Consider the following 23,535-nt stretch of genomic DNA (forward strand, 5'->3'; position numbering starts at 1 on the left):
ACAGCACACCTCCGCTGAACTTCAAATCGAGGGTCCTGCGGGCGCCGGAACCCTCCTTAAAAGCGGCGGGCCCCACTCCGGGAGAGGGGCCCGCCGCTTTGGATCCTAGTCGTCGGTCAGCGTAACGCCGATGCCGCCAACCAGCGTGGCCGAGATGTTGTAGAGCACCGCGGAAAGCATGGCCAGTGCGGTCAGCAGGACCACATTGACGACGGCGATGATCGTCGCGAACGAGGCGACCTGTCCCAGCGAGGCATAGGCCCGCAGGTCGAAGGCTCCGCCTTCGGTGCCGGCGATCTCGGTCAGCAGGTCATTGACCCGGTCGAAGATGCCGGTGATGTCCAGGGTGGTCCACAGGACGATGGAGGCGACCACCGTGACGATGCCGAGGGCAACCGAAAGCAGGAATGCCATCTTCAGCACCGACCAGGGATCGACCTTGCTGACCAGCAGGCGGGCGCGCCGGGCCTTGGCCTTGGGCGCGGGCCGCACCAGTCCGGGCCGGCCGCCCTGACCGCTGCTCGGCCGCTGGGCGGGACGCTGAGGTGCCTGGCGCGCGGCGGCCGGCTTCTGGGGCGCCCCGGCGGAGGGCCGCTGGGTCGGCTTGGCCGGGGTGGCAGTGCGAGTTGTTCCCGCCCGTGGTGCATTAGCCGGCCGGGCACCCGGCCGTGGCGTATTAGGCGTGCTCACTCATTACCTCCGTCTTCGGGCCCCTGCTCGGTGCCATCTGCCTCTGCCGGCAGCTGATCTGCATTCAACGGTACTTCATCCGTAGCCTGCTGCGCAGATTCCGGCACGACCGAGACCTCTACCAATCCCTCGGCCGAATGCTCGTCGTCGTCCTCTACCGTGAGGGTGCGCTCGGTGTTGCGTGCGACGGCGATAATGCGGTCCTTCTTGTCCGGTTTCGCAAAGATAACGCCCATGGTGTCCCGGCCCTTGGCAGGCACGCCGGTCACGCTCGAACGGACGACCTTTCCGCTGGCCATGACCACCAGCACCTCGTCCTCTTCCTGGACGATGAGGGCCCCGACCAGGTGGCCCCGCTCTTCCTGGTACTTGCCGACCTTGATGCCCAGGCCGCCGCGGCCCTGCACCCGGTACTCCTCGACCTTGGTGCGCTTGGCGTAGCCGCCGGCCGTGACGATGAACACGAAGGACTCGTCGGTCACCACGTCCGCCGCAAGGAGCTCATCGTCCTCGCGGAACTTCATGCCGGTGACACCGGAAGTCGCCCGGCCCATCGGGCGAAGGGCGTCGTCCGTGGCGGTAAACCGGAGCGACTGCCCGCGGCTGGAAACCAGCATCAGGTCATCCGACTCGGAAACCAGGCGCGCCGACACCAGTTCGTCGCCCTCGCGCAGGTTGATCGCGATGACGCCGGCCGACCGGTTGGTGTCGTAGTCCTCCAGCCGTGTCTTCTTGATCAGCCCGCGCTTCGTCGCCAAGACCAGGTACGGCGCCTGCTGGTAATCCCTCAGGTCCAGGACCTGGGCGATCCGTTCGTCCGGCTGGAACGCCATCAGGTTCGCCACATGCTGGCCCTTCGCGTCCCGGCCGCCCTCGGCCAGTTCGTACGTCTTGGCCCGGTACACCCGGCCGAGGTTGGTGAAGAACAGCAGCCAGTGGTGCGTCGTCGTCACGAAGAAGTGCTCGACAATGTCATCGCCGCGCAGTTGGGCGCCGCGGATGCCCTTGCCTCCGCGCTGCTGCGAGCGGTAGTTATCGCTGCGCGTGCGCTTGACGTACCCGCCGCGGGTAATGGTGACCACCATCTCCTCTTCGGGGATGAGGTCTTCCATGCTCATGTCGCCGTCGTAGCCCATCATGATCTGCGTCCGGCGGTCGTCGCCGTACTTGGCCACGATTTCGGCGAGCTCGTCGCTGACGATGCCGCGCTGGACCTGCTCGGACGCGAGGATCCGGTTGAACTCCGTGATCATGCGCTCGAGTTCGGCGTGGCGGTCCTGGATCTTCTGGCGTTCCAGGGCGGCCAGCCGGCGCAGCTGCATATCGAGGATGGCCCGGGCCTGCAGCTCGTCGATGTCCAGCAGCCCCATGAGGCCGTCGCGCGCTTCCTCGGTGGTGGCCGAGGCGCGGATCAGCGCGATGACCTCGTCCAGCGCGTCCAGGGCCTTCAGCAGGCCACGCAGGATGTGCGCTTCTTCCTCCGCCTTGCGCAGCCGGTACCGGGTGCGGCGGACGATGACTTCCAGCTGGTGGGTGACCCAGTGCCGGACGAAGGCGTCCAGCGTCAGCGTGCGCGGCACCCCGTCGACGATCGCCAGCATGTTCGCGGCGAAGTTTTCCTGCAGCTGCGTGTGCTTGTAGAGGTTGTTCAGCACAACCTTGGCGACGGCGTCACGCTTGAGCACGATGACCAGCCGCTGGCCGGTCCGGCCGGACGTCTCGTCCCGCATATCCGCAATGCCGCCGACCTTGCCGTCCTTGACCAGGTCCGCGATCTTGACCGCGAGGTTGTCCGGGTTGGCCTGGTAGGGCAGCTCGGTGACCACCAGGCACGTGCGGCCCTGCAGTTCCTCGACGTTGACCACGGCGCGCATGGTGATGGAGCCGCGGCCGGTCCGGTAGGCGTCCTCGATGCCCTTGTGCCCGAGGATCTGTGCACCGGTCGGGAAGTCCGGGCCCTTAATCCGCTGGAGCAGTGCCTCGAGCAGCTCCTCGCGGCTGGCCTCCGGATTGTCCAGGTACCACTGCACGCCATCGGCGACCTCGCGCAGGTTGTGCGGCGGAATGTTGGTGGCCATACCGACGGCGATGCCCGAGGAGCCGTTGACCAGCAGGTTCGGGAAGCGCGCCGGCAGGATGGTCGGTTCCTGGTTCTTGCCGTCGTAGTTGTCCTGGAAATCGACGGTTTCCTCGTCGATGTCCCGGACCATCTCCATGGCCAGCGGCGCCATCTTGGTCTCGGTGTAACGCGGAGCGGCTGCGCCGTCGTTGCCGGGGGAACCGAAGTTGCCCTGGCCGAGGGCCAGCGGGTACCTCATGATCCAGTCCTGGATCAGGCGCACCAGGGCATCGTAGATGGCCGAGTCGCCGTGCGGGTGGTACTGGCCCATGACTTCGCCGACCACGCGCGCACACTTGTTGAACGCGCGCTCCGGCCGGTAGCCGCCGTCGAACATTGCGTACAGCACGCGCCGGTGCACGGGCTTCAGTCCGTCCCGAACGTCCGGCAGCGCACGACCCACGATGACGGCCATGGCGTAGTCGAGGTAGGAACGCTGCATCTCGGTTTGCAGGTCCACCTGCTCCACCCGGTCCGTCAGCACCTCCCCTTCCAAGGGAGCGTCTCCGCCGGTTGCGTTCTCCGGCAGGTCCGGGGTCTCTTCGTCGCTCATAAATCAGTTCCTTCTGTGAAAGTCAGGGGTGCCGAGGCAGGGGCCGGATGCCGGCCGGACTAGATGTCCAGGAACCGCACGTCCTTCGCGTTCTGCTGGATGAAGGTGCGGCGCGACTCCACGTCTTCGCCCATCAGCACGGCGAAGATCTGGTCTGCGGCGGCGGCATCCTCCATGGTGACCTGCAGCAGCGTGCGGTGCTCCGGATCCATCGTGGTGTCCCACAGTTCCGTGTAGTCCATCTCGCCCAGGCCCTTGTAGCGCTGGATGCCGTTCTCCTTGGGCAGGCGCTGGTTGTTGGCCAGGCCCTTGCGGACGCACTCATCGCGTTCCCGGTCGCTGAACACGTAGTCATGCGCGTGGTTGGACCACTTGATGCGGTACAGCGGCGGCTGCGCCAGGTACACGTAGCCTTCCTCGATCAGCGGACGCATGTAGCGGAACAGCAGGGTGAGCAGCAGCGTGGTGATGTGCTGGCCGTCCACGTCCGCATCCGCCATCAGCACGATCTTGTGGTAACGGGCCTTTTCGACATCGAAGTCCTCGCCGATGCCCGCACCGAACGCGGTGATCATCGCCTGGACTTCGGCGTTGCCGAGGGCCCGGTCCAGCCGCGCCCGCTCCACGTTCAGGATCTTGCCGCGCAGCGGCAGGATCGCCTGGGTTTCCGGGTTCCGGCCGCGCACGGCCGAACCGCCGGCCGAGTCACCCTCCACGATGTAGATCTCGGATACGGAAGGATCCTTGGAGGAACAGTCCTTGAGCTTGCCCGGCATGCCGCCGGATTCCAGCAGGCCCTTGCGCCGGGTGGATTCCCGGGCCTTGCGCGCGGCCAGTCGGGCCTGCGAGGCCTGGACCGACTTGCGGATGACGTCACGCGCCGGGCCGGGGTTGCGCTCGAGCCAGTCGCTCAGCTCTTCGCCCATGACGCGCTGGACGAAGCCGCGGGCCTCCGAGTTGCCGAGCTTGGTCTTCGTCTGGCCCTCGAACTGCGGCTCGCCGAGCTTCATCGAGATCACCGCGGTCAGGCCCTCGCGGATGTCCTCGCCGGTGAGGTTGTCTTCCTTCTCCTTGATCAGGTTCTTCTCCCGCGCGTAGCGGTTGATCAGGGTGGTCATGGCGGCGCGGAAGCCCTCTTCGTGGGTGCCGCCCTCGTGCGTGTTGATCGTGTTGGCGTAGGTGTGGACGCTCTCCGAGTAGGACGTGGTCCACTGCATCGCGACCTCGACCGACATCCGCCGCTCGGGGTCCTCGCTCTCGAAGGCGATCACCTCGGGGTGGATCACATCCACCTTCTTCGAGGAGTTCAGGTGCGTGACGTAGTCCAGCAGGCCGTTGTCGTACTTGTAGACGACCTTGCGGTGTTCGGAGGTCATCTCTACGTCCGACGCCGGGGCGTCCAGGTTGACGTCCTCGTCCTCGGAGATGTTGGACTCCGGGTTACGCTCGTCCGTCAGCGTGATCTTCAGGCCCTTGTTCAGGAACGCCATCTGCTGGAAGCGCGCGCGGAGCGTCTCGAAATCGAACTCGGTGACCTCGAAGATCTCCGGGTCCGGCCAGAACGTCTGGACGGTGCCGGTCTCTTCCGTCGGCTCGCCCTTGCGCAGGTCGCCGACCGGCTTTCCGCCGTCGGCAAACGACTGATGCCATGTGAAACCCTGGCGCCGCACTTCCGTCTCGACCCGGCGGGAGAGCGCGTTGACCACGGAGATGCCCACGCCGTGGAGGCCGCCGGAGACGGCGTAGCCGCCGCCGCCGAACTTGCCGCCCGCGTGCAGGATTGTCATGACGACCTGGACCGTCGGACGGCCCTCGGTCGGGTGCAGGTCCACCGGGATGCCGCGGCCGTTGTCCTTCACCCGGACGCCGCCGTCGGCCCGCAGCGTCACGTCGATGGTGTCGCAGTAGCCGGCCAGCGCCTCGTCCACCGAGTTGTCGACCACCTCGTACACCAGGTGGTGCAGGCCGCGCGGTCCCGTGGAACCGATGTACATGCCCGGACGCTTGCGGACGGCCTCGAGCCCCTCGAGTACGGTGATGTCATCGGCGCCGTACCCGTGCGCGGGGGTTTCCTGCTGCTCCGGAGATGCTGGGCCGGTGTTTGCCTGCTCGTTGTCCTGCGCCACAGTTGCCGTCGACTCCTCAAGTTCCGTCTCATGTACCGGCGCCCTCCCGGTACGGGAAAGGCGCCGCACCCGTAATTCTACCGTGTCGCGGGGTCGAATCTTGCCCTATATGCCCCTGAACGGGCAAGAACATGGCATATGCGGCATTTTCCGGGTGCCGGATGGGGGCGGGTATGTCCGGAGGGCTCCGCTACGCTCTACACGCCGCCTGCGCATTCCGCCACAGCTCCAACCCCAATTGTGGATATCTCTGTGGAAATCAGCCGTAGGTATCGCGCGGTCCGCGGCCGCCTACGGTCCGCTTGCCCTTGCGCCAGTTCGGGGCAGCCGGCGCCAGGACCTGGATCTTAGTGACGACGCCGGGGCCCAGCGCCTCGTCGAACCGCTTCAGCAATGGGGTGGTCAGCAGCCGCAGCTGCGTTGCCCACGCCGTGGAATCGCAGCGCACCTGCACGGTGGAATCCTGGAAGCTCTCCGGCCGGCAGTGGGCGGCGATGTCCCCGCCAACGAGTTCGTCCCAGCGCGAAATCACCGAGCCCACCGCAACGGGGGAGGCCCACCCCCGGTCGCGGACCAGCCGGCCGAAGACCGTCCCGAGGCCCTGTGGATCACGGCCTCCGCTGTGGGAAAGGGTGCCGCGCTCAACGGGTGACTTGCCGGCAGTACGACGGCGGTTTCCGCCGCGGGCGCGCACCTCTCCGCGGTTGGTGGCCGCCTGCCTGACCCGGTTCAGCATCGCCTTGGCTGCGTCGATCTCGTCGCGTTCCTCCGGATGGGGTTCCTTAGCTGGCACCGGCGGTCACACCCCCGGAAACCACCACCAGCTGTGCGCCCTGGAGCGCCGCCGGAATATCCTCCGCGACAGCGGCCGTGACGATGACCTGTTCCGCCTCCGCGACCACCTCGGCCAGCCGGTTCCTGCGGCCGGTGTCCAGTTCGGCGAAGACATCGTCGAGGATGAGCACTGGCGTCGCACCCGGCGATCGGTCGTCCTCGCAGAAGACGTGGTAGGAGGCGAGCCGGAGCGACAATGCCATCGACCAGGTTTCGCCGTGCGACGCGTACCCCTTCGCCGGGGCCGGACCGAGCAGCAGCTCCAGCTCGTCGCGGTGCGGTCCGACCAGCGAAACACCGCGCTCGACTTCCTTTTTCCGCTGGCGTTTGAACTCGTCGAGGTACTTTTGCGCCAGTTCGGGAACGCTCAGGTCCTCCAGCAGCCCAGGCGAGGCCGCGCCGTCGTTCTCTACCTCCCCGTCATCCGAAAGCAGGGTGTCGAGCGTGGACCGGTAGATGGCCCGCGCGGCCTTGGATCCGTCGGTCAGCGAGGCATACGCCGCCTGCAGGTGCGGCTGGAGCAGCCGCACCACATCCAACCTGCCGCGCAGCAGGACGGCACCGGCCTGTGCCATGTGCTGGTCCCAGACTTCAAGCGTCGACTCGTGGGCAGCCGTGAAGCGGCCGCTGGAACGCGCGGATTTGAGCAGGGCGTTGCGCTGCTTGAGGACCCGCTCGAAGTCGCTCCGCGTCGCCGCGTGGTGGGGAATCAGGCTGGTGAGCAGTTCGTCGAGGAAACGGCGCCGGTTGCCCGGGTCGCCCTTCACCAGTGCCAGGTCCTCCGGCGCGAACAGGACCGTCCGCAGGATGCCCAGGGAATCGCGGGCCCGCACCGGGTTGGCCCGGTTGATGCGCACCCGGTTCGCCTTGCCGGGATTGAGTTCGAGCTCGAGCGACGTGGCCTGTCCGCCGCGGACCACTTTGGCCCGGACCAGCGCCTGGTCGGCTCCGAACCGGACCAGCGGACCGTCCGAACTCACGCGGTGGGACGAAAGCGAGGCCAGATAGCCGATGGCTTCGACAATGTTGGTCTTGCCGATCCCGTTCGGGCCGACCAGCACGGTTGTCCCCGGCTGCAGGGCAAGGTCGAGCTGCGGGTAGGTCCGGAAATCGGTCAGCGATAAGTACTCTACAAACACCTGGAACGGGCTACTTCTGGTTGGTCTCCCGGCCGTGGCCGGGCTTGCGTACGGCGTGGCCGCCGAACTGGTTGCGCAGGGCCGCCACCATTTTCATGGCCGGGGCGTCTTCCTGCCTCGAGGCGAACCTTGCGAAGACGGCGGCCGTGATGGCTGGGGCCGGAACGGCGTTGTCGAGGGATTCCGCGACGGTCCATCGGCCTTCGCCGGAATCCTCGACGTAGCCGGCGGTCTGGGCGAGGCCCGGATCCTCGTCCAAGGCCTTCACCATCAGGTCCAGCAGCCAGGACCGCACCACGGTGCCCTTCTGCCAGGCCCGGAAGGTCCCGGAAACGTCCTTGACGATGTCCTTGGCCTCGAGCAGTTCGTACCCTTCGGCATAGGCCTGCATGAGTCCGTACTCGACGCCGTTGTGCACCATCTTCGCGTAGTGCCCCGCCCCGACTTCACCGACATGGACGAAGCTTTCTTCGCGCGGCCCTTCCGGTCGCAGCACGTCGAACAGCGGCATTGCGGCGGCGACGCGGTCGGGGCTGCCACCGGCCATCAGCCCGTAGCCGTTGGCCAGTCCCCAGATGCCTCCTGAAACACCGACATCGATGAAATCGATCCCGCGCGCTGCGAGCAGCTCATGGTGTTTCTGGTCCTCGGTGTACTTGGAGTTGCCGCCGTCGATCACTAGGTCGCCCGCCGCCAGCTTCTCCGCAAGGTCGGCGATTACCGACGCGGTGACTTCGCCGGCAGGAACCATCACCCAGACGGTCCGCGGCGCCGGAAGCGCGGCCACCAGCTGGTCGAGGGTTTCGACGTCGGTCACGTCCGGATTGCGGTCATACCCGGTGACCTCGATCCCGCCGTCCCGCAGGCGTTTGCGCATGTTGAAACCCATTCTGCCGAGGCCGATCAGGCCAATGTGCATGTGGATCCCTCTTTCGCGGTTGTGGCCGGACGAGCAGGCTGGGCGCCGCTTACTGGTTGGGCAGGCGCACCGGCATGAGCAGGTAGCGGTAGTCTTCCCGGTCCTGGCCCTCGAGGTCATCCTGGGCGGACAGGACGGCAGGCTTCGGCGGCGTCGTGAAAGAGAACCGGACGTACTTGCTGCTGAACGCGTTCAGGCCTTCGGACAGGTAGTGCGGGTTGAAGGCGACGGTGATGTCCTCTCCGATCAGCGCGGCTTCAAGGACCTCTGAGGCCTGCGCGTCTTCGCCGGTGCCCGCATCGAGGGCCAACTGTCCCTGGGTGAAGGCAAGCCGCACCGGGGTGTTCCGCTCGGCCACGAGCGAGACGCGCCGGACGGCCTCGACCAGCACCGACGTTTCCACGGTGGCATGGATCGGGGTGTTTTCCGGGAACAGCGAACGGATCTTCGGGTAGTCGCCGTCCACGAGCAGCGAAGTTGTCCGCCGGCCGCCGCTTTCGAAGCCGATGAGTTCGCTGTTGTCGGACAATGCGATGCTCAGGTCACCTGCACCGCCAAGAGTCTTGGCGACTTCGTTGAGGGTCTTGGCCTTGACCAGGGCGCTCGTGGAAATGCCGGGTGTGGCCGGCCGCCAGTTCAGCTCCCGAAGGGCCAGCCGGTAGCGGTCCGTCGAGAGCAGCGTGATCTGGTCGTCCTCGATTTCCATGCGTACGCCGGTGAGGATCGGCAGAGTGTCATCACGGCTGGCAGCGATGATGACCTGGCTGACGGCTTCGGCGAAAGCGTCTCCGTCGACAATTCCGCTGGTTTCCGGCAGTGCCGGCAGCTCGGGGTAGTCCGCGACCGGCATTGTGGCCAGGTTGAACCGGCTGCTGCGGCACGTGAGCGTGACCTTGGAGCCGTCCGTTTCGATATCGACCGGTGCCGAGGGCAGGCTACGCGAGATATCAGCCAGCAACCGACCTGAGACCAGGATGGTTCCTTCTTCGCTGACTTCGGCCGGAATCTGGAGGCGCGCGGAGATTTCGTAGTCGAAGCTCGCCAAGCTGACGGTGCCGTTTTCGGCATTGATGAGCAGGCCCGATAGCACGGGTACCGGTGGGCGAGGAGACAGCGAGCGGGCTGTCCACGTAACGGCCTCAGCCAGGACATCCCGATCAACTCTGAACTTCACTGAAGTGTGCCGCCTTTCGCAACGAACATGCCGGGGAAGGTCACCGGCATTCCTCAGCCGGTCCCGGTTGGGGCGGTTCGGCAGCGGAAGGCCAATGACAACAATTCTCTGTGCAAGCTTAGCCGCCGCGCGGCGGTTCACGCATCGAGCGGTAGCGGTCTGTGGGTTGCGAAGGGTCGAGGATGGCGGGAACGCAGATGTTATTTGGCAAAGCCCAAAAAATGGGATTCGTAGTGTTAATAACTACTGTGGAAACTGTGGATAACTCCACTTCGCCCCGTCAACGCGCGAAATTTGGGTGTTCACAAGATGTGCATCCATAGAGGGGTTCAAGAGGCACATCTTGTGGATGGAAAATCCCGCTGTTCCGCAGATCCACAGAGACCCCCTCAGTTTTCCCTCGATGGGCCGTGGTTCTCCACTTAAGAATCCACAGGTTTGTCCACACCTGTTAATTTCGCCCGGCCAGGAACGGAAACAGGACCAATCGGCCGCCGGAGGGTTGCGGAAGAGGCTGGACTGCGGCGGATGATGTCCAGACGCGGCATCTCCTTCACCGACGTGGCTCCGGGTTTCGGCTCAATGGCTTCCCCTCATCGGCTCGAACAGGCATGCCTGGGTGCCTTGGAGCGCAGGGGATGCTGCTGAACGCCGGAAGGGCCTACCCATGGCAGGCAGTCTTTGGCCTGGTCATCGGGCGGTCCCGCCCAAGAGTCCTGAACCGCGGGGCGTTGGCGTGCCGCCTGCCCGGCCGGCCGAAGGTTAGTTGTCGCGCTGCTGTTGCTTGATCAGGTTGGTCAGTTCCGTCACCTGGTTGTAGATGGCGCGCCGCTCCGCCATCAGTTCGCGGATCTTCCTGTCCGCGTGGATCACGGTGGTGTGGTCGCGTCCTCCAAGTTCCTGACCGATCTTGGGCAGGGACATGTCGGTCAGCTCGCGGCACAGATACATCGCGATCTGGCGTGCAGTGACCAGCGTGCGGGTCCGGGACTTGCTCTTCAGTTCATCGAGGCTCAGCTTGAAGTAGGCGGCTGTCTGTCCCAGGATCGTGGCCGACGTGATCTCCTGGGCGCCGTCGTCGGTAATGAGGTCCTTGAGGACAATCTCGGCCAGTCCCATATCCACCGCCTGGCGGTTGAGGCTGGCGAAGGCTGTCACGCGGATCAAGGCGCCCTCAAGCTCGCGGATATTCGTCGAGATCTTGGTGCCGATGTATTCCAGGACTTCGTCAGGTACGGACAGGCCCTCACTGATCGCCTTCTTGCGGAGAATCGCGATACGGGTCTCCAATTCGGGCGGCTGGATGTCGGTCAGGAGTCCCCATTCGAAGCGCGAACGCATCCGCTCTTCGAAACCTGACAGCTGCTTCGGCGGAAGGTCAGAGGTGATGACCACCTGCTTGTTGTGGTTGTGCAGCGCATTGAAGGTGTGGAAAAACTCTTCCTGCGTCGCGTCCTTGTTGGCAAGGAACTGGATGTCGTCGATGAGGAGGATGTCCACGTTGCGGTAAAGGTGCTTGAAGCTGGCGCCCTCGTCGTCGCGGATCGAGTTGATGAAGTCGTTCGTGAATTCTTCCGAATTGACGTAGCGGACTCGGATGCCGTTGTAGAGATGCCTGGCGTAGTGGCCGATCGCGTGCAGCAGGTGGGTCTTCCCCAGCCCGGAATCCCCGTAGATGAACAACGGGTTGTAGGCCTTCGCAGGCGCCTCGGCGACCGCGACGGCAGCGGCGTGGGCGAACCGGTTGGAAGAACCAATAACGAACGTATCGAAAATGTACTTCGGATTGAGCCGGCCGAACTCCTGCGACGTGCTGGGGGGTGCAGGCTGGGCGCGGTTCTCGGCTGCCGCCGTGGCACGACTCGGGGCGGGAGCCGGCTCGGGTTCGGGTTCCGGCTCCGCCGCCATCATGTCGGTATCCACGGAGAAAGCACAGAGGATGTCGTCCTGGAAAACCTCCCGAAGGGCTTCCTGCAGGGGGCTCTTGAGCTGCTGCGACTGATAGACCTCTCGGGTCAACTCATTGGGAACCGCAACCAGCAGCGTCGTGCCGATCAGGCCCTTGGCCTGCGCAAGCCCCACGAAACCGCGGTTTCGCGGGCTGATCCTGTCGTCGCGCTCCAGCGTCCGAACCACTTTACGCCAGGAACTTCCGACGTCGTTGATCTGGTCCGCGTCCACTTAGTACCCCTCATAACTGTCGTGCAATAAACCTCCACGTCCGGTTCTACCGGATTCGGGGCCTTCATCCACAGAGTTATGCACAGACAGTGGATAAAGTGCTCCTGCAAGGGTAGATGATGAATCGGGCATAAGACAGCCGGGATGTTTGGGGCGGGAACGGGTGCCTCCGGCACCCAGCGGGGTTCAGACCGCAGTAGTTGTCCACAGGTGTTAATCCACTAGTGGATAATGTGTTGTGGACGCCTCATTTGACGGGGAGGCCTCCCAACCCCTAACGTTATGTAGTCCTTGTGTCTGTTTCGTGCGCTCATGCATGCCTTTTGAGGGTCACCGAATCAGATGCCCAATAGAGCGCCATCCCGTTCCTGCACCTCTGGAGCAACACGGGATCAGGCAAATCTGTCGATCGTCTTGGAGTAACCACCGTGAGCAAGCGGACTTTTCAGCCGAATAACCGCCGTCGTGCCAAGAAGCATGGCTTCCGCCTTCGCATGCGTACCCGTGCAGGCCGCGCCATCCTGGCCGCACGCCGCAGCAAGGGCCGCAGCGAACTGTCGGCCTAATTAGCGGCAGTTTGTCGAATCAGGCCGCTACCTTCCAACTGCGGCCCGGCATCAGATAGGCGGTCATGCTTTCCAGCAGGAACCGGATGCGGCGTTCGACGGACTTCTCCCATACTGTACGTTCCGGCGCCCGTTCTGGGCGCCGGAACTTAGTGTTATATGCGACAAGTCGCGAAGCCGACCTGCCGTCAGCTTTTGGCTTCATCGTGTCCAAAGCGATCGGGAACGCCGTTACCCGGAACCTCGTTAAGAGGAGACTCCGGGAAATAGCTGGGCGGATTCTGGAAGAATATCCCCAGGGACTCTCCGTCGTCGTGCGTGCGCTTCCGGCGGCGGGTGCATCCGATTTCAATGCTTTAGCAAAGGACTTCCGCAAGGCGTTTTCTACAGTAGTCTCGAAAGCCAGGCCGGCTGTGCCGCCAGTTGAACAGAAGGGATCCGCCGAATGACCGTTTCAGGCCATTCCCCGGAGCATGCGCTTGACGGCAAGACCGTCGCGCGGTTCATCTGGACCTTGCCCCAGAAGTCCCTCATCTTCCTGCTCATGGGCTATCGAAAAACGATCTCGCCCCTCTACGGGCAGGTCTGCCGGTTTTTTCCCTCCTGTTCCGCTTACGCACTGGAAGCAGTCACCGTTCACGGCGCCGTTAAGGGCACCTGGCTCGCGGGGAGGCGAATCCTGCGCTGCCATCCGTGGAATGCGGGCGGCGTGGACCACGTGCCGAGCTCTCCCGGTTTCGAGCGGAAACTGAGGGAGAATCCTTCGCTGACCCCACGGATATTGGTACTCAACCACCCGGTGATTCCGGCTGACGATGATGGCCGCCCCGCGGCCTGAGGAGCTAGAAGAAAAAACATGGACTTCATCAACGCGCTACTGACGCCATTCACGTGGGTCGTGTCCTGGATCCTAAAGACCTTCCACTCGGCCTTCAGCTGGCTTGGCATGGATCCCGCGAACGGCTGGACCTGGACCCTATCCATCATCGGTCTGGTCCTGGTTATCCGGGCTGCCTTGATCCCTGTCTTCGTCAAGCAGATCAAGGCGCAGCGCGGCATGCAGGCGCTGCAGCCTGATTTGCGTAAGCTCCAGCAGAAGTACAAGGGCAAGACTGATCAGCTCTCGCGTCAGGCGATGACCCAAGAGCAGATGGCTCTTTATAAGAAGCACGGCACCAACCCGTTCTCCGCCTGCCTGCCGCTGCTAATCCAGATGCCGTTCTTCTTTGCGCTGTTCAACGTCCTGAACAACACGTCGAAGGCGAGCGGGGGCGGTCAGGGCATCGGTGCACTGACTCCCGAAGACATCCGCCAGTTCGACGAATCCTCAATTTTCGGCGCGCCCCTGTCGGCTTCACTGCTTCATGGAGGCGGAGGCGAGAACCAGGTTAACGTCGTCGTTCTCTCCATCCTCATGATCCTGGCAATGACTGCCTCGCAGTTCATCACGCAGAAGCAGATCATGGCGAAGAACATGTCCGAAGAGGCTTTGGCGAGCCCCTTTATGCGGCAGCAGCAGATGATGCTCTACATCCTGCCCTTGGTCTTCGGTATCGGTGGCATCAACTTCCCCATCGGCGTCCTGATCTACTGGACCACCACTAACCTCTGGACCATGGCACAGCAGTTCATCGTGATCCGTCGTATGCCTACGCCGGGATCGCCCGCCGCCAAGGCTCTTGCCGAGCGCCGTGCCAAGAAGGGTCTGCCGATGGTTCCGCTGCTCGGTGAAAAGAAGTCCGAGGAACCTGCAGTCGAGGCGCCGGCCGGTCCGAAAATCCAGCGCCAGCAGCCGCAGCGTAAGAACAGGAAGAGAAAATGAGCACTGAAAGCGTCTCGGAAACGTCGACTGAGTCGACAGCCACTGATACTGCTGACCAGGAAGCCACGAGCAGTTCAGCGGCGGGTCGCCTGGAAGAAGAAGGCGACGTTGCAGCGGATTATCTTGAAGAACTTCTGGACATCGCTGACATCGACGGCGATATTGACATCGAAGTCCGCAACGGCAGGACCTACATTTCCATCGTCTCGGAAGAGGATGACAATGAGGCCCTGGAGGGGCTCATCGGCCGCGATGGCGAGGTGCTGGAGGCCCTCCAGGAGCTCGCGCGGCTTGCAGTCCTGACGGCAACCGACAACCGCTCCAGACTCGTCTTGGACGTGAGTGACTACCGCAAAGAGCGCAGCGTCGAACTGCATCGCATTGCGGAGGACGCTGTCGCGAAGGCCAAGGAATCCGGCGAGGATGTTGCCCTGGAGCCGATGAGCGCCTACGAACGGAAGATCGTTCACGACGCCGTGGCGGACCTTGGGCTTGTGAGCGAGTCCGAGGGCGAGGGCGATAACCGCCACATCGTCGTATCCGTCGATTCCTGATCCTCAGATCCGCTTAACGGGAGAAAGTCTGCGCGTGGTCGAAATTACGGCACAGGAGAAGTCTGCTGCCGAAGTAGTGTTCAAGGACCGTCTGGACCTAGCGGAACGCTATGTCGGACATTTGGCGACTTCGGGCATGGAACGGGGGCTGTTGGGTCCTCGCGAAGTTCCGCGTCTGTGGGGGCGCCATGTCCTCAATTGTGCGGTTGTCGCGGACCTGATTCCGGCCGATGCGTTCGTCGCTGACGTCGGCAGTGGGGCCGGGCTTCCCGGCCTGACTTTCGCTTTGGCTCGTCCTGATCTGAAGATCACTCTGATTGAACCCTTGGAACGGCGCGTTAACTGGCTGAATGAGGTTATCGAGGATCTAGGACTTGACAATGTCAGCGTATTGCGTGCACGTGCAGAGGCTGCGGTTGGCCAGGTCAAAGCTGACGTTGTTACCGCGAGAGCCGTGTCGGCTCTGAATAAGCTCGCCCCGCTGACCATCCCGCTGCTTGAGGGTAAAGGCGAAGTGCTCGCGATCAAGGGCAGGAGCGCTGCCGAAGAGCTTGAAAAAGCGGCGAAGGTGATCAGGAAACTGGGTGGCGTCGACACGTCTGTCTTGAGCGTCGGATCCGGCCTGCTCGAAGAACCGACGACAGTGGTCCGTATCGTAGTTGGCCACTAATTCCTTCGCGACCCGCGACTCTGCTAGGGCTGGACGGCGTGCTTGGACGGCTCCTTGGGTATATGCGGATAGGCTATAGACACTGAGGCCACGAGAACGGAAGTGAGCAGGTTCAGGTGCGATTCGAGTTAACCATCTCTGAAACTGGCTGCCAGCCAGTGGCTAAGACTGTCGATCGTCCCGGCTGCAGACAACTAGATGGGGTTGTTCGCGGTGAGTGAATCAGCCGTTTCACGTGAAACACAAGACATGGGCGATATACACACAGCAGAGGTTATGGTTCCCAACGTTATGGATACGATCGACGAAACTACTCCACTGGCGCGGGAACTGGCTAATGAGAACCGACGTCGCGAACGACTCCGGGGCCGTCCCCTGCCAAGGCCGACCAGGACCCGCCTGCTGACCGTCAGCAATCAAAAGGGCGGTGTCGGCAAGACGACTACGACGGTGAATCTCGCCGCTGCCCTCGCGAATGCGGGCCTTAATGTCCTCGTAGTGGACATCGATCCGCAGGGCAACGCCTCGACGGCATTGGGCGTAGAGCACCACGCTGAGGTGGACAGCATCTACGATGTGCTCATCAACGACATGCCGCTCGCGGAAGTGGTTGCCCCCTGCCCGGATATCAGGAATCTGATCGTCGCTCCTGCGACTATCCATTTGGCCGGAGCCGAGATCGAGCTGGTCTCTCTCGTCGCCAGGGAACAGCGGTTGCGACGGGCCATCGAAGTCTATGGGCGTGAGCGCGAAAAGGCCGGCCTGGAGCGCTTGGACTATGTTTTCATTGACTGCCCGCCTAGCCTCGGACTGCTGACAGTCAATGCCTTCGTTGCAGCCCAAGAGGTGCTCATCCCAATCCAGTGTGAGTACTACGCCCTGGAAGGTCTCAGCCAGCTTCTGAACAACATCGAAATGATCCAGAAGCACCTGAACGCTGAACTGGTTGTGTCGACCATTCTCCTGACCATGTATGACGGAAGGACGAATCTGGCCGCCCAGGTGGCCGCGGAAGTGCGGGAGCATTTCCCGGACCAGGTCCTTAGCGCTGTCGTTCCGCGGTCGGTTCGCATTTCCGAAGCTCCCAGCTACCAGCAAACCGTGATTACATACGATCCATCGTCTAGCGGTGCGCTTTCGTATCAGGAAGCCGCTGCGGAAATCGCAGAACGCGGTGTTTAGTTCCGTACTGGCGGCAAGTGCCCCCAGTAGAATGACTGCTTAGATCGCAACAATGCATGTAGGCATGCATTCAGGAAGGATCCTTGATGAGTGAGAAACGCCGCGGTTTGGGCAGGGGCCTAGGCGCTTTGATTCCGAATGCCGCAACGGCCACGGAAGACTCAGCCACGGAAGGTGGTTCGAACGCGCCGAAGGGACGGCCCGTCGACGTCTTCTTCCCCTCAGCTGGCACTCGTCCCTATCTCGAGGGACCTGGAGAGACTGACGGTGCAGCGGGACGCCCCTCTTCATCGGCCGCTCAGGTCGCAGAAGTCCTGCGCGGACCCCGCCGTCCGGCCGCAGGAGGCCGCAAGAGCGGCGCTGCGGGCGGCACAAAGTCTGCGAAGGCCAGCAAGCCCGAGACGGTTGAGGAGACGCCGGCAGCAGACGCTAGCGCCGATTTAGCGGCGATGGAGACGAAACTTGAGGCTGCTAAGCCCAGTGCCGAAGCTCCCAAGGAGCCCAGCGAGAACCTGGACAGTTCTGTATCCAGCGAGACCGGAGCGCAGTTTGATGCTGACTCGGAGGATGTTTCACGTGAAACTCTCGTCGAGGTACCCGGTGCTAGGTTCGCTGAAGTCCCCGTAGGTTCCATTCATCCAAACCGCAAACAGCCAAGATCGGTCTTCGACGAAGAGGACATGGCCGAACTCGTTCACTCGGTACGGGAAATCGGTATCCTGCAGCCCATCGTTGTTCGGCCTTCGTCTGAACAGAATGATCATGAGTACGAGCTGGTCATGGGTGAGCGGCGTTGGCGTGCCGCCCAGCAGGCGGGACTCGAGGCAGTTCCGGCGATCATCCGTTCCACGTCGGACGATGCCCTGCTTCGAGATGCCCTGCTGGAAAACCTTCACCGGAGTCAACTGAATCCGCTTGAAGAAGCAGCGGCATATCAACAACTGCTTGATGATTTCGGTTGTACGCACGATGAGCTGGCAGATCGAATCGGCCGTTCACGCCCTCAGGTTTCCAACACAATCCGTCTGATGAAGCTGCCGCCTTTGGTGCAACGCCGGGTTGCAGCTGGAGTGCTCTCGGCTGGCCATGCGCGTGCGCTGCTTGGCCTGGCTGATCCGGCCGAAATGGAGAAGCTCGCACAGAAGATTGTGGCAGAGGGACTATCCGTGAGGGCTACTGAGGAGATTGTTGCCCTTAGCGACAGTCTTCGCCGGCCGAAGCGCGAGACCAAGCCGCGTCTGGGCGCCAGGCATGAGCGACTCGATTTCCTGGCCACTTCCTTGTCGGATCGCCTCGATACGAGTGTGAAGATCACTTTGGGAGCGAAGAAGGGACGCGTAAGCATCGAATTTGCAAGCGTCGACGACCTCAATCGCATCATGGGCGTGCTTAGCCCCTCAGAGAATTAGGCACTCATCATCAGAGGAGGGTGGCCCCGCGAGAGCGGAGCCACCCTCCTCTGCATTGGGCCTTTGATCCGAACGCACACTTACTATGTCAGACCTGATGTGTCCCAGTGCCCGGGCTCTGTCTAAATCTCTCTGGTTTCACGTGGAACGGGCACGGAAACATGCTTTACGGCGAGCGGTAGGATGCGACGAACGGGCCGGAGTCCTGGACCGCGCTTCGTCTCGCGTTTTCGGACGTTGCCGTGGCGCGGATTTCGGCTGCAAGCTGTGCTCACAGCAGAGACGATCAAAGTCTCTAAATGCCTATTCTTTCGACAGAATCTAATTGTCGACTGATCCCGCCAAGGCCGTATGCTGCCAGTGAGACTACTGGTAGACATTCCGCTCTGGTCCCAGAAGGTGCAGCGTAACCTTCAGATATGACGTTTGCTGGACTAATCGGCGGCGCCTTGTTTCATGTGGAACCAGCGCTCTCGTTGACGAGCCGAGATTCGAGCGGCGCTGGCTCGAAGGGATACTGGTACTCCCTGGTTTCGCGAAGTATCGATCGCCCAGCATCGTCGCGGTGGTTCCGTCACCGTCTCCTGCGTGCTGGTGGCCGCACTTACACATGTCCCGACCGAGTGTCGAAACAGTCATTGATACTAGCCAGCTAATTGTCGATGCTGCCTAGTCCTCGGCAACGTTGTTTAGGAATGCTCATCCCTGGCCCGCGTCGCTTGATCTCCCCCCCACCTGTTTCACGTGAAACGGCTTCAGCTACTGACCAGCCACGGTACAGGGCGACGTTCGTGCGGCTGGTCAGTAGGCGGGTGCTCCCGTAACACCCCAATGTCATGGTCTTTTGGGCGCAGCGAGTGAGGGTCGTTGGCTCGTACAGAGGATGGCAGTCGCTTTTCTTCGCTAATCAGCTTTAGCGAGCGGTCTGGAGGCCTGACGTGACTATAAAACTTGTGCACTATGCGGATACCGGCCCGACCCACCGTGAACACTACTGATCGGTCGGGCAGCAGTCGTTCCGTACAACTAGATCTTGCAGGGCGAGTGACAGACCTCCAATGGGCGCTCTGGTGGGTTCTAAGGAAACCTGGGACCGGAGCAGCTTTCAGCTTCGAATCCTGGAGTGAGAGCGGATGACAGTCTTCGTCACCCGCGAAACAAGTGCACGGGCTTCGCTGATCTGGATCGTCGGGGTTCGGGAAATCGGGGGTTTGCCTCTGGAACTCAGCTTGGGTATGCACGACTGCACTTACACCGGACCTGACCATCAGCGCAAAATGACATCTAGCCTTGCAGCTAAGCAGCTCGCACCGTTCCGTGGAGCACGTTGCAGAAAACTGAGGGGATCGAGTAAGCAAACAGTTCGACCTTACACAGGGACTTTATACGGTCCACTACTCTTCAGCCGCTTACGCTGCCGCTTACGCTGCCGCGGCCGATGCCGTTGCCGGACAACTGCACATACCCTGACGGAGGAGTTTGATAGTTTTCCGATAGAAAGTCCCGCCTTCCTCTCGGGGTCTCCATCGGCGGCTGAAAGGAGGGAATGCGCGGCAATGTTTCACGTGAATCGCCGTCCGAATAGCGCGGCTGAGCTGCACCAAGGCAGGTCTAGCTCGATCAACGACGGCTTAGATTGTGCCTGTTGCCGCCGGGACGGACCTTCAATCTGATGCTGATTCCGCCTACGCACTTGTCGGTGCGGGGTCGGGCGTTGTGCAGTTGAATATGTCGGGGATCATCTATGCCGGAGGCTGCCCGACTATCGACAGGTACTAGCTGCCTACACGTAAACGTCACGCACGAGACCCGTGCAGATTTGCATAGGCAAGGCCCAGGCAGATTCACGAGAAGCGAGACCCCGGCGTCCCTCCTCTTTATCGGTAGCCGGCCTGGCTTCGCTGTCTACGGGAATCGAAGCTGGGTGTGGCGGCGCTGTCGGTCTTGCACCCTGCGAGGATTCTCCAGTTCGCTTCGGGAAGTTCCCGTTCCCTGGTCGCCCAGCAAGTTTCACGTGGAACGCATCGTGTGTCGCCGGAACTGGCGCAAGTTGTAGCGACCCCGGCCGTTGACGGAGCACCGCTAAGGGGCGGTGGGCTGACGCCGCGAAGCTTCTACTAATCGAAAGAACGTTTAGAAGCGGGGGTCAGAGACTCCAAACCTGTGCAAAACCTACCGGGGAAGCACATTTTCGACTCCTGTAGAACGACCAATTTCGTGTCTTGTGCGATGCATCCCGGGGAGGAGACAGGCGCACCCGTCTAGTCCTGTAAAGCCCGGTCGGTGTTTCACGTGGAACTCGTCGCCTCGCAGCGACTCTGTGTATTGATGGGACGGCCAGCCATCTGTGGCTCGAGGAGTCGGGGCGGGTCATGCGCGTCTGCAGGCCGCGCCAACGCTGATCCGTGTAGCGGTCCATATCGATTCTGATCGGAAGTGCGATCCCTCTTCGAGGTGCTAGCGAATGGAGAGCAACTATTGAAGGCGTTGGCTTCCCCATGAATCCCGCGGAGTCCGCTTAGGGCAGGCTTACGGTTTGATTTGGGGGTCGTTCAGTGCAGCAATTGCAGTCGTCCGTTGTAGCTGGGTACTGGCTTCTCACCGAGTTGTCATCGTGGCGTGCCGGAACAGGTCGTGAGGCCAGGCAATATCGGTTAGTGCGTACTCCGAGATCCGCCGCCCCGTCCGGCAAGTTTCGGTGCCATGGGAACGCTTGCACTGGCTTGATACCGGCGACCTCATTTCGGAGCAGATCGTCTGCCCACTGCGCCATCGATGGACCTAACTACAGTACGTTGTATTCACCGCAGGTACTGGGGAGATGTGTTTCACGTGGAACGGGCCTAGCGTGCATCGTGGGCATCGACCTATCGATCGGCAAAGATGGGCAGGTCCGAGTCGCACGAACCGGTCCTGATAGGCATGTAATCGATCGCTGTTCCTGTGTCGAGTCCTATGTGGAGCGCGGCAGTTTAGGGTTGCTGCCAACCTCCTAAGCTTTCAGCCAACGATCATACTCATCGGTGAGGGGGCTATAGTCGTTAGGAATGAGCAGCTCTATAACAGGCATAAGTGGAGTGATCTTGCGGCTTCACCGAGCGTCCGGGCGACGACCTCCTTCTCCTGAGAGAGCTGCTGAATCCCTGGCTGTGATGGGGCTGCCCCGTCCACTGCGCTTCGTCTATCGAGTGTGGGCTGAGTTGGCCCGACTCACTCGTTTGCCGGGTTCCACGTGAAACCTGACTGACGAGCAAGTAGGCCCTTGATGCCGACGAAAGCGTGCCGTGCGAATCGTACTATGAGCCGATATTTCGTAGGAACTGACTGCTTCGCTGAGCAGGAATTCGAAGTCTAATCGAAATGGCTGTGTCGATACGATGAGTGAGTAGTATCAGGGGCACGCTCCTGGGTGGAAGAATTCTTCCCTCTGCGTGGAGGCATCGCGGCCGTGGGGGCTCAGGCCAGGCCGGAGTGCGAGTAGCAAAGACCTCTGCGTGGCGATACCGGCAACCGGATCTACGCAGACAAAGTTGCTTGAGGGCCTTCGTGCAACCCTCGTGTGGACCTACTCGGTTGGAGTTTCGTTAGCCACTGTGGCGAGGACGCGGACAGTTGCCTGCGAACTGTTGCCATGAGGCGGAGGTGGGACGAATGAAAACGTGCCTTAGTCGACCGCTTAGGGGCAACCCGGAGGAGTAGATCTAGATCAACGGCTTCAGGCCGATAGGCGGAATGGGTGTGAGCGGCGCGCCTGCTGGCCGTCACTGACGGGAGCAAGTGGCTTGTGCTTGGAGTTGCCGAGTAATGTGCGCCGCATGAATTCCTTCTGGTCGGTCACGGTACATCAGAATGTCTGTCATCGGCGGGATCGGCCGTCCCCCGCCCCGTCCGACACCATTGAGGAGCACCTCCCCTCTTATTCGCGGAGGTCGGGGCTTCAGCCCGGAGGAGGTCGGGTCTTGAACCCGGAGGATGAGGCATCGCCTACCCGGAGGTTGAGGGCTCGCTTTTCTGCGGCAAATAGTTCTGCGATGACGGGGAGTATGAATAGGCCGGAGTCGTTGACTCGGCCGTCCTCTGGACGCATGCCTAGAGGATCTTTGGTCGTGGCAAGCGTTGTTGAGCATGAATCTGCTTCGTCGCGCTGACTCGGCCGGCGACAACCCCATTCTGGGCGACGGTGATCCTGTAACACTTTTGCTCTACCTAGCATGAAAGTAGCAGAGGCCGGACGAAGGGACAGTGTTTCACGTGGAACACGGCAGGTGCCAAGCGCCGTACAAGCCCTTCTGTATGTCGGTAAAGACCCATGTGGCGCTATGGGAGGCTGTCTGAGATGACTTGACCCGCGGCAAACCCCTGCCCCGGGGCGAGGCCGATCTGGAGGCCGGCGTTGAAGCCCTAATTAGAGGCCGGGGTTGAAGCGGAGAACATCGTCTACAGCGAGTGTGCCCGTTGGCTCATCCTCGTCTTCCAAGAGATAGAGGCGCTGTATGGCAATGACAACGGCGTCGGCGAGGACCTGGCGGAAGACGGGGTCAGCGAGTCGCTCGCTGTCGATCGGGCTGCTGAGGTAGCCGAGGTCCAGTTCTATGGAGGGTACTGAAGTCATGCGCAGGACATCCCAGGTTCTGCCATGAATACCCAGGTCCGTCATGGACGTACGAGCCAGAACCTCCTTTAGGACCAGTTCGGCTGCCCGATGACCGATAGGAGAACGGATCTCTCCTGTTTCAGGTCTTCCCCAGTAGAAGGCCGAAACGCCATTAGCAGCCGGCTGATCCAACCAGTCACAGTTGATTGTCACGCTTAGGCTGGCGTTCGATTCCTTGATTCGCTGCATCCGCTTTGCGTGGGGCATCTCCGACGTGTCGCCGATGACGGTGACATCGGCGCCCAGTGCCGACAGGATGCTCTCGATGCGGTGTGTGATGTCCGATGCGACGGACCATTGGGATAGTGCACGGCCGCTGGCCCTGTCGATGGCATGTTCGGCCGTCGCCGACCCCTGCCCCACTCCTAGGCAAACAACCCGGCCTTTCAACGCCGCTGAGGACTGGTGGAGGTGTTCGTAGTCGCGCAGGGAAAAGGCCTGGCTCGGGCTGATGGTCCGGCTGACGCGGGCCATGGCGCCGATTAGCGGCGCGTCGCACACTCCGGTTACCTCGAGGCCGAGGTTCATCTGGAGCTCACGAACGGCGAAGTAGCAGCGTTCGCCGAATTCACCGTCGATGTGGCCGTAGTAGAAACCCAGGTAGGACAGCTGTCGCTGCAGCTCGGCGACGTCGTCTCCGCGGACCACGTCTGCTCCCGGGAACCAGGCGAGCTGCCGGTCGCCCAGGTTGAACTGTGCCTCCGAGAGAGCCCGCAGTGTCTCCGGGCCGGCGATTCCGTCGACCATGAGGCCGCGCGCCTGCTGGAAGGTCCGGACGGCCGCATCTACGTGGTCGTCAAAAATGGCGGCGTCGTTGACCTGATCCGGTGCCAGGTACGCCATGGAAACACCCGCGCGCAGCAGCCTCTCACGGAGGGCTACTACGCGCGGGCTATTGTCGGAACGGCGCAGACTGCGGTCTGCAGCGTCAGATTCCATCATT

The 23,535-nt window shown here is 62.2% G+C and carries 17 protein-coding genes; 8 read left to right on the forward strand and 9 right to left on the reverse strand.

Annotated elements, in window-relative coordinates; translation table 11 throughout:
• Window positions 1-105: 105 nt before the first annotated feature.
• The 8 genes from WFH44_RS14660 to dnaA form a co-directional block, all read right to left on the reverse strand.
• On the reverse strand, window positions 106-690 hold the full coding sequence (locus WFH44_RS14660) for a DUF3566 domain-containing protein (RefSeq protein WP_336714653.1): 585 nt from the start codon (window positions 688-690) through the stop codon (window positions 106-108).
• Window positions 687-3,362: a DNA gyrase subunit A gene (gene gyrA, locus WFH44_RS14665; protein WP_336714654.1), complete on the reverse strand. Its 2,676-nt coding sequence runs from the start codon at window positions 3,360-3,362 to the stop codon at window positions 687-689. The genes WFH44_RS14660 and gyrA overlap by 4 nt, the downstream gene beginning before the upstream one ends.
• Window positions 3,363-3,421: 59 nt before the next feature.
• Window positions 3,422-5,488, reverse strand: a complete 2,067-nt coding sequence (gyrB, locus tag WFH44_RS14670) for a DNA topoisomerase (ATP-hydrolyzing) subunit B (protein ID WP_336714655.1) — start codon at window positions 5,486-5,488, stop codon at window positions 3,422-3,424.
• Between the two features lie 259 nt (window positions 5,489-5,747).
• A complete protein-coding gene (locus WFH44_RS14675; RefSeq protein WP_442892918.1) occupies window positions 5,748-6,281 on the reverse strand; it encodes a DUF721 domain-containing protein in 534 nt (177 codons plus the stop codon).
• Entirely contained in the window at window positions 6,271-7,461 is a 1,191-nt protein-coding gene (gene recF / locus WFH44_RS14680) for a DNA replication/repair protein RecF (RefSeq protein ID WP_336714656.1), read from the reverse strand. The genes WFH44_RS14675 and recF overlap by 11 nt, the downstream gene beginning before the upstream one ends.
• A gap of 10 nt (window positions 7,462-7,471) precedes the next feature.
• Window positions 7,472-8,380 (reverse strand): phosphogluconate dehydrogenase (NAD(+)-dependent, decarboxylating), encoded by a 909-nt coding sequence (gnd, locus tag WFH44_RS14685; RefSeq protein ID WP_336714657.1) that lies wholly within the window; start codon window positions 8,378-8,380, stop codon window positions 7,472-7,474.
• A 49-nt stretch (window positions 8,381-8,429) separates the two neighbouring features.
• On the reverse strand, window positions 8,430-9,554 hold the full coding sequence (gene dnaN, locus WFH44_RS14690; RefSeq protein ID WP_336714658.1) for a DNA polymerase III subunit beta: 1,125 nt from the start codon (window positions 9,552-9,554) through the stop codon (window positions 8,430-8,432).
• A gap of 762 nt (window positions 9,555-10,316) precedes the next feature.
• Window positions 10,317-11,735 carry a chromosomal replication initiator protein DnaA gene (dnaA, locus tag WFH44_RS14695; RefSeq protein ID WP_336714659.1) on the reverse strand — a complete coding sequence of 473 codons (1,419 nt, stop codon included), beginning with the start codon at window positions 11,733-11,735 and terminating at the stop codon, window positions 10,317-10,319.
• Window positions 11,736-12,163: 428 nt separating this feature from the next.
• Here dnaA and rpmH point away from each other — a divergent pair, with 428 nt between their 5' ends.
• The 8 genes from rpmH to WFH44_RS14735 all read left to right on the forward strand — a co-directional run bounded on the left by rpmH (window position 12,164) and on the right by WFH44_RS14735 (window position 17,938).
• Entirely contained in the window at window positions 12,164-12,301 is a 138-nt protein-coding gene (rpmH, locus tag WFH44_RS14700) for a 50S ribosomal protein L34 (protein ID WP_005268235.1), read from the forward strand.
• A 65-nt stretch (window positions 12,302-12,366) separates the two neighbouring features.
• Window positions 12,367-12,750 carry a ribonuclease P protein component gene (gene rnpA / locus WFH44_RS14705; protein WP_336714660.1) on the forward strand — a complete coding sequence of 128 codons (384 nt, stop codon included), beginning with the start codon at window positions 12,367-12,369 and terminating at the stop codon, window positions 12,748-12,750.
• Window positions 12,747-13,139, forward strand: a complete 393-nt coding sequence (gene yidD, locus WFH44_RS14710; protein ID WP_336714661.1) for a membrane protein insertion efficiency factor YidD — start codon at window positions 12,747-12,749, stop codon at window positions 13,137-13,139. Before rnpA ends, yidD begins: the two co-directional genes overlap by 4 nt.
• 18 nt (window positions 13,140-13,157) lie before the next feature.
• Window positions 13,158-14,123, forward strand: a complete 966-nt coding sequence (yidC, locus tag WFH44_RS14715) for a membrane protein insertase YidC (protein WP_336714662.1) — start codon at window positions 13,158-13,160, stop codon at window positions 14,121-14,123.
• Entirely contained in the window at window positions 14,120-14,677 is a 558-nt protein-coding gene (locus tag WFH44_RS14720; protein WP_336714663.1) for a Jag family protein, read from the forward strand. Before yidC ends, WFH44_RS14720 begins: the two co-directional genes overlap by 4 nt.
• A 34-nt stretch (window positions 14,678-14,711) precedes the next feature.
• Window positions 14,712-15,347 (forward strand): 16S rRNA (guanine(527)-N(7))-methyltransferase RsmG, encoded by a 636-nt coding sequence (rsmG, locus tag WFH44_RS14725; protein WP_336714664.1) that lies wholly within the window; start codon window positions 14,712-14,714, stop codon window positions 15,345-15,347.
• Window positions 15,348-15,638: 291 nt separating this feature from the next.
• Window positions 15,639-16,529, forward strand: coding sequence for a ParA family protein (locus WFH44_RS14730; protein ID WP_442892919.1), 891 nt, complete (start codon window positions 15,639-15,641; stop codon window positions 16,527-16,529).
• Window positions 16,530-16,615: 86 nt separating this feature from the next.
• Window positions 16,616-17,938 carry a ParB/RepB/Spo0J family partition protein gene (locus tag WFH44_RS14735; protein WP_336714666.1) on the forward strand — a complete coding sequence of 441 codons (1,323 nt, stop codon included), beginning with the start codon at window positions 16,616-16,618 and terminating at the stop codon, window positions 17,936-17,938.
• Between the two features lie 4,405 nt (window positions 17,939-22,343).
• On the opposite strand, the gene WFH44_RS14740 is transcribed toward WFH44_RS14735, so the two are convergent.
• Window positions 22,344-23,534 carry an N-acetylmuramoyl-L-alanine amidase gene (locus WFH44_RS14740; RefSeq protein ID WP_336714667.1) on the reverse strand — a complete coding sequence of 397 codons (1,191 nt, stop codon included), beginning with the start codon at window positions 23,532-23,534 and terminating at the stop codon, window positions 22,344-22,346.
• Window position 23,535: the final 1 nt, after the last annotated feature.

Origin of the sequence: Arthrobacter sp. USHLN218 (assembly GCF_037144715.1) — a bacterium.
GTDB lineage: Bacteria > Actinomycetota > Actinomycetes > Actinomycetales > Micrococcaceae > Crystallibacter.

Excerpts from the sequence above, each read along its gene's own strand:
- gyrA (WP_336714654.1), bottom strand. The coding sequence starts at position 3,362 with ATGAGCGACGAAGAGACCCCGGACCTGCCGGAGAACGCAACCGGCGGA.
- gnd (WP_336714657.1), bottom strand. The coding sequence starts at position 8,380 with ATGCACATTGGCCTGATCGGCCTCGGCAGAATGGGTTTCAACATGCGC.
- rnpA (WP_336714660.1), top strand. The coding sequence starts at position 12,367 with ATGCTTTCCAGCAGGAACCGGATGCGGCGTTCGACGGACTTCTCCCAT.
- yidD (WP_336714661.1), top strand. The coding sequence starts at position 12,747 with ATGACCGTTTCAGGCCATTCCCCGGAGCATGCGCTTGACGGCAAGACC.
- yidC (WP_336714662.1), top strand. The coding sequence starts at position 13,158 with ATGGACTTCATCAACGCGCTACTGACGCCATTCACGTGGGTCGTGTCC.
- WFH44_RS14720 (WP_336714663.1), top strand. The coding sequence starts at position 14,120 with ATGAGCACTGAAAGCGTCTCGGAAACGTCGACTGAGTCGACAGCCACT.
- WFH44_RS14730 (WP_442892919.1), top strand. The coding sequence starts at position 15,639 with ATGGATACGATCGACGAAACTACTCCACTGGCGCGGGAACTGGCTAAT.
- WFH44_RS14735 (WP_336714666.1), top strand. The coding sequence starts at position 16,616 with ATGAGTGAGAAACGCCGCGGTTTGGGCAGGGGCCTAGGCGCTTTGATT.
- WFH44_RS14740 (WP_336714667.1), bottom strand. The coding sequence starts at position 23,534 with ATGATGGAATCTGACGCTGCAGACCGCAGTCTGCGCCGTTCCGACAAT.